11 protein-coding genes are annotated in these 13,561 nt (G+C 38.5%); 9 read left to right on the top strand and 2 right to left on the bottom strand.

Going from position 1 to position 13,561, the window contains the following annotated elements:
• Positions 1-81 precede the first annotated feature (81 nt).
• The 9 genes from CA2015_RS03805 (at position 82) to CA2015_RS03760 (ending at position 8,597) form a co-directional block, all read left to right on the top strand.
• A complete protein-coding gene (locus tag CA2015_RS03805; RefSeq protein ID WP_048640693.1) occupies positions 82-285 on the top strand; it encodes a hypothetical protein in 204 nt (67 codons plus the stop codon).
• 480 nt (positions 286-765) lie between these two features.
• On the top strand, positions 766-1,368 hold the full coding sequence (locus tag CA2015_RS03795) for a hypothetical protein (RefSeq protein WP_048640692.1): 603 nt from the start codon (positions 766-768) through the stop codon (positions 1,366-1,368).
• Positions 1,365-1,493: a hypothetical protein gene (locus CA2015_RS25275; protein WP_262485591.1), complete on the top strand. Its 129-nt coding sequence runs from the start codon at positions 1,365-1,367 to the stop codon at positions 1,491-1,493. The genes CA2015_RS03795 and CA2015_RS25275 overlap by 4 nt, the downstream gene beginning before the upstream one ends.
• A gap of 70 nt (positions 1,494-1,563) precedes the next feature.
• Positions 1,564-1,755: a hypothetical protein gene (locus tag CA2015_RS24775; RefSeq protein WP_157470294.1), complete on the top strand. Its 192-nt coding sequence runs from the start codon at positions 1,564-1,566 to the stop codon at positions 1,753-1,755.
• A gap of 399 nt (positions 1,756-2,154) precedes the next feature.
• Entirely contained in the window at positions 2,155-2,301 is a 147-nt protein-coding gene (locus tag CA2015_RS24770; RefSeq protein WP_157470291.1) for a hypothetical protein, read from the top strand.
• 619 nt (positions 2,302-2,920) lie between these two features.
• A complete protein-coding gene (locus tag CA2015_RS03785) occupies positions 2,921-4,030 on the top strand; it encodes a Fic family protein (protein ID WP_048640690.1) in 1,110 nt (369 codons plus the stop codon).
• 2,214 nt (positions 4,031-6,244) lie between these two features.
• Positions 6,245-7,687 (top strand): ATP-binding protein, encoded by a 1,443-nt coding sequence (locus CA2015_RS03775; protein ID WP_240477926.1) that lies wholly within the window; start codon positions 6,245-6,247, stop codon positions 7,685-7,687.
• Positions 7,688-8,058: 371 nt separating this feature from the next.
• Positions 8,059-8,304 carry a type II toxin-antitoxin system ParD family antitoxin gene (locus CA2015_RS03765; protein WP_014018942.1) on the top strand — a complete coding sequence of 82 codons (246 nt, stop codon included), beginning with the start codon at positions 8,059-8,061 and terminating at the stop codon, positions 8,302-8,304.
• A complete protein-coding gene (locus tag CA2015_RS03760; protein WP_048640686.1) occupies positions 8,301-8,597 on the top strand; it encodes a type II toxin-antitoxin system RelE/ParE family toxin in 297 nt (98 codons plus the stop codon). Before CA2015_RS03765 ends, CA2015_RS03760 begins: the two co-directional genes overlap by 4 nt.
• Before the next feature lie 1,271 nt (positions 8,598-9,868).
• On the opposite strand, the gene fdhA is transcribed toward CA2015_RS03760, so the two are convergent.
• Complete coding sequence (gene fdhA, locus CA2015_RS03750) at positions 9,869-11,059, bottom strand: formaldehyde dehydrogenase, glutathione-independent (RefSeq protein ID WP_048640684.1); 1,191 nt, start codon at positions 11,057-11,059, stop codon at positions 9,869-9,871.
• Positions 11,060-11,333: 274 nt separating this feature from the next.
• On the bottom strand, positions 11,334-13,400 hold the full coding sequence (locus tag CA2015_RS03745; protein ID WP_048640683.1) for a M13 family metallopeptidase: 2,067 nt from the start codon (positions 13,398-13,400) through the stop codon (positions 11,334-11,336).
• Positions 13,401-13,561: the final 161 nt, after the last annotated feature.

Here is a 13,561-nt window from a genome sequence, read left to right as displayed (position 1 = left end):
TAGTGAGTTGGTGATCGGGTGAGGGTTTGGTTTTGAATGCGGATTTTCATACTATTTTATAAACCTTTAAATTCAATTTGTATGGCCAGTAAACCCAAATTTTCAGAAGCCGGAATTTTAGAGCAGTACAGGATTGCATTGGACAATGTGGCATCCCAGTCGAGAATCGCAGCGATCATGGCAGAGTTAGGTTATGATGCTGCAAAGATTGGAGAAGGCAAAGTAATGCTATCCGAAACCAGACAAGCCTACGACCTAAAACAATCAGTAGCAGATGAAAAATGAGCCGCCTATGCCGAATTCCTTTTGCAAAATCCTGATATATAATGCATATACATGCAAGTTGAAAGAAGGAATGTGATTGTATTCGGATGTTGTGCTGAATTAAAAGATATGGGACATAAGCTAGTTTGTTTGGAGTGTTATAGGGTCGAGAATTTAGGGTCCGATTTAACCAATTTAAAAATCGGGGATTGCCCTGAATGTAATAACGACATGACCCTGCTCAATCACAGATTTAGACCTCCAAAAAAAACTGATAAGAAAAATTGGGACCTAGTAAGATTTCTGGTTTCTGAAGGTTTTCCATTTCAACAAATAATTCAGGAAGGCAAATCCGATAGTTATGTTGAATGGCCGAAGACAATAAAAGAGGCGCAGGAATTTGTGATTAAATATAAAGACCAAAGGATATCAAATAAACAGTGCAAAACCTAAATTACAATAAAACGAAGTTTAGCCAGAACGTTACCACATTTTCGTAAAATGAAACTGAGAATACTTATCCTTCTAATCCTGGGACTTCAAATTAGTTGCTCTAAAAAAGCGAGCAGAAACGAAACTTTAGTATTTAATGAGACTGAACATTCACCAGAAAGTGGAACGCAATCGACAAATCAAGAATCAAATAACATCTCGGAAAAGGAGACCGAAGACGATTGCATTTTTGATCTAACCACACAATCGGACGAGTTCATTCAGCACATTCCGGAATTTAAAAATTACACATGGAATGTTTCAACAAAAACTGCAACCATTCTTCTCCAAAACGCTGATACGTTGTATGCTCAAAGAGGAGGTTGTTATCACTTTGGCCTTTCAGGCAAGCTAGTCAAGTCAAATGATGATCATTCAACCGGCAATATTGACCATTGGCTTAATGAAGCTAAATGGATAAGCAAAAGAATATTGGACGATTCAGACTATCAAGAATTAGAACAAATGATAGTATCTAAGAACTACGACCTTAACATAGACAATGACAAAATTTACATTGCTTTTAAAGGCCATAATTATGCTGAATGGTACTTAACTGTAGAAAGGCTACATGGAAATACAATTATAGACACAGGGTATTATTTTGGTTGAAAAAAGAAATAAAAAAAGGTGGGCCAATAACCAAGCATTCTGACAATTGGAACAGCATGGTTTATCCTTTCGGCACCCTTCGACAGGCTCAGGGTGATGTGGTGATAGGTGATGGTTTTGAATAGCCTTCATGTTGGTGTTTTCATAAAATAGGCACAGATCACAGATCCCAACTGAAAAGCCGCTGCAAAGGCGATGATTTCAGACATAGAAGCAGCACGATCTGAGTACTTGCAAGAAAAAGGCGAATCACAAGACGCCACAAAAGAGAAAGATGCGACATTTGCAAAGATGGATGACTGGATGAGTGAGTTCTACGCAGTTGTCCGGATTGGATTAGAAGACAATCCACAGCTATTAGAAGCGCTAGGCAAGGTAGTAAGGTAAGGCCGGTTTACGGATTGATTTTGTCAGCATTGTTGCAGAAAAAAGCAACAATACCGCCAAAATCTTATCGTTGCGATTGTTTCGACCAAGGCTTCACAGCCTCGGCTACAAAACTGTCACCCCTATGGGGTTTTGGGATTCGTAAACTATTCGTCTTTGGATGGAAATTCTTATATCGGTAATTACGGTTCTTTATGAAAGCACAATGTATTAGGTTTTTTCGGCCTTCAAAGGTTATGGTTTTTGGAGCAGGATGGAGGGCGTTAAGAAAATGAGTTAGCTCCCACAAGGAGATCCACTCATTTTTAGCCTGGAATCCTGATCCAAAAATCAAATGATGGCTAAGATCAGATGAAGCCCTTTTTACTTATACAAAGTATTGCCATTATAACGAGGTTCATGGTGATTACGTCTATCAAGACGAATAATATTTTTTTGGTTCACATTATCGAAAATGGACTTCTAAACAAAGAACAATGGAAGAAAAATTGGGACAATAAGAAACAGTTGAATATTGAGGATTTTGAATATGAAGAAGGCCAATGAAAATTTGCACAAAATGCGCAAAATGCAGATCGGAGATCAATTTGAAGACAAATGCGTCTGACAGATTTGGTCTGGCAAAAAAAAATGGTGAACGAATCAATTTGAGCTGTAACTCATGTGGAACTAAAAAGAAGTATCATGTAGACGAATTAAAGGCAGAAGAAAGTAAAGTTGTTAGTTTTTAGCACTGTTGATTTTTCTAGGTGGAACAACTGGAATATTCATTTACTTGTGGCCATACTTTTTCAGAACATCCTACATCTATGCAATATCTGGACTGATTGGAGTGTTAACTGTTCCTTTTTTAGCCTACCAAGCTATTAATTACGGTGAAACAAACAAAGTGAAATACTTTAACGCCAAACAATATGGATAAGAAAACTAAACCCTGACTAACAAACGATATAGAATATGCCTCTAAGTAGTTACTTGAAACTGATCTGCAGATCAGTTAGATTGTAGATGTTTAATGAGTCCCGAGGCTCATGTCATACCTGGTCGTTACCAATAAAAGAGAGGGCCGTGCAATGAATAAGAGAGATATTTAATGCAAAATTTGCAACGATTAATTTTGATTTGCGTCGAATAAAAATTATTTTCGTTACAAATGATGCATCGAATGAAAGCTTTTATACATCAAAAAGACAATTGGCCAGCATTTACTTGGAATAGTAATGATTTCTTGGATTTACTTAGTGAGGCAAGAAATTTACAAGGCAGACTTATTGGAAAAATGGAAACATTGGGTTTTGATTTGAGAAATGAGGCCCTACTTGATACCTTAACACTGGATGTATTAAAATCATCGGAAATTGAAGGTGAATTTCTTAACCCAAACCAAGTGCGATCATCAATTGCTCGCAGATTAGGAATGGAAATCGCAGGAGCAGTTGAATCTGATCGGAATGTTGAAGGAGTCGTTGAAATGATGCTTGACGCAACTCAAAAATGCTTTGACCCTATAACGACAGAAAGACTTTTTGATTGGCATGCTGCTTTATTTCCGACAGGAAGAAGTGGGATGTACAAGATTACTGTAGCAGACTGGAGAAAGGATACTACCGGACCAATGCAGGTTGTATCTGGAGCATTGGGGAAAGAAAAAGTACATTTTCAGGCACCTGACTCTGATTTGGTAGAAAAAGAAATGACTCGATTGATAGATTGGTTTAATAATAGTAAAGTTGATTTGGTTGTTAAAGCTGCTATTGCCCACTTATGGTTTGTGACAATTCATCCCTTTGAAGATGGAAACGGAAGGATAGCAAGAGCATTGACAGATATGCTTTTAGCCCGGTCTGATAAAAGTAACCAACGCTTTTATAGTATGTCCGCTCAGATTCGATTAGAAAGAAAGGGGTATTATGATATATTAGAGAAAACACAAAAAGGAGATTTAAATATAACCATATGGATTATCTGGTTTTTAAATTGCTTGATTAATGCTTTAAATGCAACAGATTCTGTTTTGACAAGGGTGTTATTTAAGGCAGACTTTTGGCAAAAACACATTGACACAGTAATGAATGACCGTCAGAGGAAATTATTGAATAAGCTTATGGACGGATTTGATGGAAAACTTACCTCTTCAAAATGGGCTAAGATTGCAAAGTGCTCCAAAGATTCGGCTGTTAGGGATATTAACGATTTAATTGACAAAGGAATCCTACAAAAAGAAGCGGCAGGAGGAAGGAGTACAAATTATGAACTGAAAGGAATGGGGATGTAGTGATCGGATAATGTAGTGATGAAGTGATGTGGTGAACTAGTGATGCTGTGATGTAGTGAGTTGGTGATCGGGTGAGGGTTTGGTTATGAATGGGAATTTTCATGATGTTTTTATAAACCTTTAAATTCAATTTGTATGGCCAGTAAACCCAAATTTTCAGAAGCCGGAATTTTAGAGCAGTACAGGATTGCATTGGACAATTTAGCCTAAGTCTTTGGAGGGAAATTCTTATATCGGTAATTACGTTTCTTTTTAAAAGCACAATGTATTAGGTTTTTTCGGCCTTTAAAGGTTATGGTTTTTGGAGTAGGATGGAGGGCGTTAAGAAAATGAGTTAGCTCCCACAAGGAGATCCACTCATTTTTAGCCTGGAATCCTGATCCAAAAATCAAATGATGGCTACGTAAAAGACATCTGTTCATTAAACGATTACCCATCATTTGAAATAAGATTTGACAGCCTTGATTTTTTTGGTTCGTTTTTTCATCAAGGAAAAAATGAACAGGAAAAGAAAAGGGTAACTATTAGAAAAAGTCAACAAACCATCTCAAAAGGTTAAATTCCCCTATGAATTATATTTTATGATCCTGATAAAAGTGATTTTGTCAACATTATTGCAGAAAAAAAGCAACAATACCGCCAAAATCTTATCGTTGCGATTGTTTCGACCAAGGCTTCACAGCCTCGGCTACAAAACTGTCACCCCTATGGGGTTTTGGGATTCGTAAACTATCCGTCTTTGGATGGAAATTCTTATATCGGTAATTACGTTTCTTTTTGAAAGCACAATGTATTAGGTTTTTTCGGCCTTTAAAGGTTATGGTTTTTGGAGTAGGATGGAGGGCGTTAAGAAAATGAGTTAGCTCCCACAAGGAGATCCACTCATTTTTAGCCTGGAATCCTGATCCAAAAATCAAATGATGGCTACGTAAAAGACATCTGTTCATTAAACGATTACCCATCATTTGAAATAAGATTTGACAGCCTTGATTTTTTTTGGTTCGTTTTTGAATTAAGCCTGCCCTGATTTGCAACTCGCTCAGGGCCTGCCCTGATTTGCAACTCGCTCAGGACCTGCCCTGAAGCACAGCAACTCAGGGGGAAAAATGAACAGGTAGAAATTAGGATAACTATAGGCGAAAGCGATTCTGTTAACATTATTGCAGAAAAAAAAAGCAACAACACGCCACAATTGTATTTTACTTTTTTCTACCCATTGACATACATGGCTTAATCCTTTCAGATTCTACGGAAATATTAAATACAGTAAGAAAGTTTATTGGGTATTTTAAAGTTCCCAAGCCCTGACAGGGCGAGATATCAAAGCACAGGGTGAAGCCCTGTGTTAGGGATCAATGATTTATACCCAAGCCCTGGAAGGGTGTAATACTATGTTGCGTTTTGCAAAGAGGAAATTATATCGCCCTGTCAGGGCTTGAAAAATCGCATGCTTTTTAACGATGGGCTTCACCCATCGCTGGTAGATATCACCCTTTCAGGGCTCAAAATAAAAAAAAACATGTCGACATGGCAAAATATAACAGCGTTGTAACCGTGGTTTAGAAAACACTCATTAAATGATTTTGTCAGCATTGTTGCAGAAAAAAAAAGCAACAATACCGCCAAAATCGTATCGTGCAGATCGTTTTAACCAGGGCTTTACAGCCTTGGCTACAAAAGTGACACCCCTATGGGTTTTTGGGTATTCGTTAGGCATCAGGGTAGGACGGCCACATAAAGTATTGTTAAGCTTTAAAGTGTTAGATGGGACGCTAGGATATTGATTAGGGAGTTAAGGAAACTTAAACCCGAAATATGCAATAGACAATCTATTACGTGCCGAAATCGCTTTAAAATCAGCCACTTCGTTGCTGTTTTCAATTTCACCATAGCCCTGCTATGCTAAAATCTCCAAACAGCCTGATTTTCTTGCGATTGCAACACTTCCCGTAAACACGGGACAGGCTTCACCCCTGACTATTGTCAGGACGGAGAAATCCTATTGCATAATCCGGGTTAAAGAAGAGATGAACTTTAAAAATGGAGAAAGAATATTAAACTAACCGTTATGCTTATTTGCGACAAGCTGAGTAATTGTCCAATTAACTATCCATTTACTATGTATTTCTCCTAAAGTTCCATTATTTGTATTAATAGATAGGTTATGATCTATTTAAATTTACTATATTGCTTTATTAAGATGAAAATATGGTAATGATGAACCTTATTCCGACAGAAAAGATTATTGAACGTCTTCGATATGAAAATCCATGGTGGATTACCAAAGAGATACCGAGCACCTATAGCTCAATGTCTAGGAGATTATACTTTCATCTCTTTTATTCATTCGTCCTTGAAAGGAGCATTAAGAGGGCTTTAGTTTTAATGGGGCCTAGAAGGGTTGGTAAAACTGTAATGTTATTTCATTGTATAGAAAATTTACTGAAAGAAGGAACGAATCCTCATAGATTATTCTTTATCGGGATTGACAATCCAATTTATGTCAATTTAAGCTTGGAGGATGTTTTAACTTTATGTAAAGATTCTTTAAGCCTTGAAAACCTAAACGGTTGTTACGTCTTCTTTGATGAAATACAATACTTGAAAGATTGGGAAAGACATTTAAAAGTATTGGTTGACTCATATCCGGAAATAAAATTTATCGTTTCTGGCTCCGCAGCAGCAGCTTTGAAATGGCACAGTACGGAAAGTGGTGCGGGTAGATTCACTGATTTCTTGTTGCCTCCATTGACATTTCAGGAATACATACATTTAAAAAAACTAGACCACTTAATGTTTGAAGGGGAGATTCAATATGGGTCCAAGGATATAAAGTATTGCTTAACTCATGATCCTAAAGCATTGAATAAAGAATTTGTCCATTATTTAAATTTTGGTGGATATCCAGAGGTTGTGTTATCTGAAAAAACACAAGGTTACATGGGTAGGTATGTGAAAAATGACATTGTAGACAAAGTGCTACTTAGAGATCTTCCAAGCTTGTACGGAATCAAAGATGTTCAGGAGTTAAACAGATTTTTCACCTACATAGCTTATAATACTGGTAATGAATTTTCATATGAGACCATGTCTAGAGAAAGTGGGATTCAAAAGGATACATTAAAAAAATATCTCGAATATTTAGAAGCAGCATTCTTAATTAAGGTATTAAATAAGGTTGGTGTCAATGCGAAAAGATTAAAAAGAATCACAAGCTTCAAAGTATATCTTACCAACCCATCTCTTCGCACGGCTTTATTTTCCCCTATAAGTGAAACAGACCCAGAAATGGGAAACATGGTTGAAACAGCAATTCTTTCACAATGGATGCATCGAGAGCAACTAGATTTAACTTATGCTAGATGGAAAGACGGCAGAAATGAAGGGGAGGTAGATCTTGTTTTGGTAGATGATAAAAACTATAAACCTGTTTGGGGAGTAGAAATTAAATGGAGTGACCGATATTTCGATAAACCCCAAGAATTGAAAAGTTTAATTAACTTTTGTGAAGCAAATAGCCTTAAATCTGCCGTTATCACTTCAATTAATCATATGGGGATGAAAGAAATACAAGGTTTGAGATTTACTTTTCTTCCCGCTTCGATATATGCATACAATATTGGAGAGATCACACTAAAAATGAAGACAAATAATTAAAAAAACGAAAGTACACCATCGGACGAGTTCACCATTTTTTTCTTAAAAACAAGTATGGGGCAAGTTGAGAGAATTTTTATTTCTAAGGATTTGGGGTATTAAGGGATGTGGCTTTCTTCTTTTTTATAGTTTACGAAAGTGATTTTGTCAGTATTGTTGCAGAAAAAAAAGCAACAATACCGCCAAAATCAAGTTTTGTTTACCGTTTTAACCAAGGCTTGACAGCCTTGGCTACAAAAATGGCACCCCTCTGGGGTTTTTGGAATCTAGAAACTCAAGAACTCTTACCTATATGCCTATCATTGAAAAATGACAGCACAGTGTTGATATCAATACCAATAATTGGTATATTGAAAATAAAATAATTGGAAATGGCAAAAAATACTTCAATTACTCTAGGAGAGCACTTTGAATCCATCATAGAAAAAAGCATTGCTTCTGGAAGGTATGCTTCGGCGAGTGAAGTAATTAGAGCAGGGTTACGAAAAATTGAAGAAGAAGAACAAAAAATAACGGCTTTAAAAGAAGCAATTGAAGCAGGAGAAAATAGTGGCTATATCACTGATTTTGATCCCAAAGAATTTTTAGAAAGAATGCATGCAAAACATTCGAAATGAAATTGGAATTCCAATTAAGTAGGTTAGCAATTAATGATTTAGAAAACATTTGGGAATATACCTTTACAAACTGGTCTTTAAGACAAGCGGATAATTATGTCAAGCAAATAATGACTCAAATCAATAACGTTTGTAAAAACCCAGAACTTGGAAGGCAAATTTTCAGCATAAAACCTAACCACAGAATGATTAAAATTAATGCTCATTTCATCGTCTATCAAGTAGATGGGGAACTTCTGAAAGTTGACCGAATCGTACATGAAAGAATGGATATTCCGAATAGAATAGGATGAATAATGGAGTCCACATATCCATAGAGAAGCTGTAGCACCTTCATCCTTACTACTCTTAATGAGGGTATGATTTTGTCAGCATTGTTGCAGAAAAAAAAAAGCAACAATACCGCCAAAATCGTATCGTGCAGATCGTTTTAACCAAGGCTTTACAGCCTTGGCTACAAAAGTGACACCCCTATGGGGTTTTTGGGTTGGTTAAGATTTTCCGTCAATATTATCATAGGGAGTAATGTCAAGCGAAAATGAATTCTAGGGTAAGTTAAATATCTAGCCTATATGGCTTAAGTTGCCTAAGCTTGTTCAATTCTATTTATTTTTTTCGGCCTTATGGAAATTAGTAAAATGGATTGCTCAATGGCGTTAAAAACAAAAAACTGTTTGAGGCCTTTTCGGCCGAGTTTTTTTTGTTTAGCCTGGGAGTGATTCATTTTGCGTTAAGATTTACATACAGCCTTGATTTTTTTTGGTTCGTTTTTTCATCATGGAAAAAATGAACAGGTAGAAATTAGGATAACTATAGGCGAAAGCGATTCTGTCAACATTATTGCAGAAAAAAAAAGCAACAACACGCCACAATTGTATTTTACTTTTTTCTACCCATTGACATACGTCCATGGCTTAATCCTTTCAGATTCTACGGAAATATTAAATACAGTAAGAAAGTTTATTGGGTATTTTAAAGTTCTCAAGCCCTGACAGGGCGAGATATCAAAGCACAGGGTGAAGCCCTGTGTTAGGGATCAATGATTTATACCCAAGCCCTGGAAGGGTGTAATACTATGTTGCGTTGTGCAAAGAGGAAATTATATCGCCCTGTCAGGGCTTGAAAAATCGGATGCTTTTTAACGATGGGCTTCACCCATCGCTTGTAGATATCACCCTTTCAAAATAAAAAAAGCATGTCGACATGGCGAAATATAACAGCGTTGTAACCGTGGTTCAGGAAATACATATTAAATGATTTTGGCGGTATTGTTGCAGAAAAAAAGCAACAATACCGCCAAAACCGTATCGTGCAGATCGTTATTACCAAGGCTTCACAGCCTTGGCTACAAAACTGTCACCCCTTTGGGTTTTTGGATTCGTTAAGCATTGCAGTTAATGAAATTTAATCTTAAATATCCTGCTATTTTATGTGGACTTTACCGATCAGCACAAACATTTATTTCCTCCTGAATCAATCTACTTTTCAGGTCGGTTCAATAGGAAAAGCCACCGATATCTAGTATCGGTGGCTTTTTTTTTTAGAAAATTTCCAACTGACTGAATCAATTCGGAATCATCCCATGTGGATCAATCACGAATTTCTTGGCGGCACCTCCGTCAAAGTCTTTGTACCCTTGAACAGACTCCTGTAAAGATATTATTTGAACATTGACTGCCTTTGCGATTTGAATTTTATCGTATAAGATGGCATTCATCAATGAGCGATGGTATTTCATAACAGGACATTGGCCGGTATGAAAGCTACAGGATTTGGCCCAGCCCAATCCTAATCTGATGCTAAGGCTGCCTTCTTTTGCCGCTTCCGTTGAAGCGCCTGGGTCACCTGTCACGTACAAACCTGGGATACCGATGCTTCCTCCTGCCCTAGTGATGTCCATGGCGGCATTCAATACCGTAGCAGGCATTTCTTTGTCAGCATCTCCACCATGCCCTCTGGCCTCAAATCCCACACAGTCTACCGCACAATCCACTTCCGGTTCACCCGTTATTTCAGCAATTGCATCAGCAAGTGGTGTTTTGTCCCTAAGGTCAATTGTTTCACAACCAAAGCTCCTGGCTTGTGCTAGCCGCTCAGGAATCATGTCTCCCACAATCACTACTGCAGCACCCAAAAGGTGGCAAGAAGCTGCACATGCCAAGCCAACAGGCCCTGCGCCTGCAACATATACGATGGATCCTGGACCAACGCCTGCTGTTACGGCTCCATGATAACCTGTAGGAAAGATATCTGAAAGTAGGGTAAGGTCTCTGATCTTGTCCATGGCCTGGTCTTTGTCCGGGAATTTCAATAAATTGAAATCAGCATAGGGAACCATTACATATTCAGATTGACCACCAACCCATCCACCCATGTCCACATAGCCATAAGCTGCGCCTGGTCGGGCAGGGTTTACATTAAGACAAATGCCTGTTTTTTGTTCTTTACAGTTTCTACACCTTCCACAGGCAATATTGAAGGGAACGGATACGAGATCACCTTCTTTGATAAACTCCACATCTCTGCCTGCCTCAATTACTATTCCAGTGATTTCATGACCTAGGATTAGTCCTTTTGGAGCCGTGGTGCGCCCTCTTACCATGTGCTGGTCACTACCACAAATATTGGTTGATACAATTTTTAAAATGACACCATGTTCACATTTCCTGTTGCCTAAGGCCAATTTAGGGTAATCGATTTCTTGTACCTCTACCTTACCGGGTTCTAAATAAGCCACACCGTGGTTTTTACACATATTAATTTGGGTTTAGTTGAAAATTGCTTTTAATCGTTACTATTTCTGATTAGAAATTAATAAAAAAATCCAATAAAGTATATTTATTCAAACATTTCCTTTAAATATTCTCTTTTAAAAATAGTGGAAGGCTTATTTTACCTTATTATGTGCGCCATATAGCCAAGTTGAAAGGCGTGGTCAATCCATAACCAAAACAGTATCAATGCCTAAAATAAAAAAGGTACTGTATGAAACAGCACCTTTTTTATTCCTAACAGGTAAATGACTGGTCTTACCAGATCCTTACCCTCTCCTCAGGTGCGACATACATTTGATCCCCTTTTTTGACATCAAAGGCCTGATAAAAAGCGTCCACATTGACCAATGGGCCATTGGCGCGGTATTGGGCTGGAGAATGGGGATCATTTTGTATTTGAGTTCGGAGTGCTTCTTCTCTGCTTTTGGTGCGCCATACGGTCGCCCATGAGAGGAAAAACCTTTGAGAAGGAGTAAACCCATCAATCTTTCCCGGATCGCCATGCTCTTCCAAATGCTTTTGTAATCCGTCATACGCCACCAATACACCACCTAGGTCACCAATGTTTTCTCCCAAGGTAAGCTGTCCTTTGACCTTCAGTCCTTCTATAGGTTCATATTGATCATACTGAGCGACGAGCTGTCCGGTTCTTTGTTGGAAGTTTTCAAGGTCTTCCTCTTTCCACCAGTTTTCCAGATTTCCCTCCGGGCTGTAACGGCTTCCCTGATCATCAAAACCATGTGAGATTTCATGCCCTATGACAGCACCTATTCCTCCATAATTTACAGCGGCATCTGCTTTGTAATTGTAGAATGGGGGCTGAAGAATGGCTGCAGGAAATACGATTTCATTGTAGGTAGGATTGTAATAGGCATTTACCGTTTGAGGGGTCATAAACCATTCAGACCGGTCCACTTCTTTGCCCAGTTTATCCATGTTTTTTTTGAACTGGAATTTATTAGCAGCAATCACATTGCTTAGGTAGGAAGCGGTTTCTACATTGTCGTTTACCTCCAGGGCCGCATAACTTTTCCAAGTATCAGGATAGCCGATTTTCACTGTGAAAGTAGCCAACTTGTCCATGGCTTTAGCCTTGGTTTCTTCACTCATCCAGTCCAATTGCTGGATTCTGTTGCCCATGGCTGCCAAAATATTGCTGACCATTTCGTTGGCCTTCTCTTTGGCCTCCTCCGGGAAAAATTCTTCAGTATACAATTTACCAATGGCTTCGCCCGCAGCACCTTCGGCACTGCTCAAGACTCTTTTCCATCTGGCTCTCATTTCCTCTGTGCCCTGCAGTTCTTTACCATAAAAATCAAAGTTGGCCTGCACCAAGTCATGGTTGAGGTAGGGAGAAGCCATACGTACCAAGTGCCATTTAAGGTAGTTTTGCCAGGTTTTTGGTTTTAGTTCGCTAAATACTTCTTCCAGCGCCAACATAAAATCAGGACTGCTGATGATGATTTCATCGGAATGGGCTCCAAAGGCCTTGGTTAGATTCGACCAGTCCAAGGAAGGAGTGGCTTTCTGGAGTTCTTCCATCGAGTATTTATTGTACCTGCCCTCAGAGTCGCGCATTTCAATTCTCGTCTTACTGGCTGCTGCAAGTTTTTTTTCAAGTAATAAAACGTCGGTAGCCAATTTATTTGCTTCTTTCTCCGAACTGCCAAGCATTTGAAAAACTTTGGAAATATGGGCCTCATATTTGGCTTTGATTTCTTTGAATTTTTCGTTGCTCTCATCCACATAATAATCCCTGTCAGGCAATCCAAGTCCCCCTTGTCTTAGGTACAAGGCATTTTTGTCAGAGTCCTTGGCATCCGAGCTTACATACATATTGAAAAAAGCACTTACTCCTGCAGGGTGGATTTTCTCAATAAAGGCCTGTAGGTTTTTCTTTGATTTCAACTTATCAATCTGATCAAACCAGGGTAGCAATTCCTTATGACCTCTTTTTTCGGCCAAAAGTGAATCCATTCCAATGGTATAGAAAGCGATGGCTTTGTATTGGTCTGAGCCTTCGGGGTATTCGCTTATATTGGCCTTGGCGGCTTCCATCACCTGCTTTACGCCGGCGATGCTTAGCTCTCTCAATTCCAAAAAGCTGCCCCATCTGCCCTGATCGGCAGGGATTTCAGTTGTAGCCAGCCAACTTCCATTGACATACCGAAAAAAATCATCCTGTGGGCGAATGGAAGTATCCATATAGCTCTTGTTGATGGCCTGGGTTTTTGCAGCATCTGTTTCTTGCGCTTGTGAAAAGGACGATGTTGTCCAAAAGACCAACATCGTCACCGCTGTTATTTGGCTAAGGTTTCTCATGTTTCCAATTTATTTAGAGCACTTTTATTTATTTTCTAATAACAAAGATACACGATATATCAATCCATAAAGTTGTGGCTTTTTCAAGTGTAAATGACCTGTGCAATACGCATTATTTGTCCATATTGATTCTTACATTCATTTTCCGTAAGCTGAATTCC

The sequence above is a fragment of the Cyclobacterium amurskyense genome, assembly GCF_001050135.1.
In the GTDB taxonomy this organism is placed as follows: domain Bacteria; phylum Bacteroidota; class Bacteroidia; order Cytophagales; family Cyclobacteriaceae; genus Cyclobacterium; species Cyclobacterium amurskyense.
This window is presented reverse-complemented; position numbering and strand designations above follow the sequence as displayed.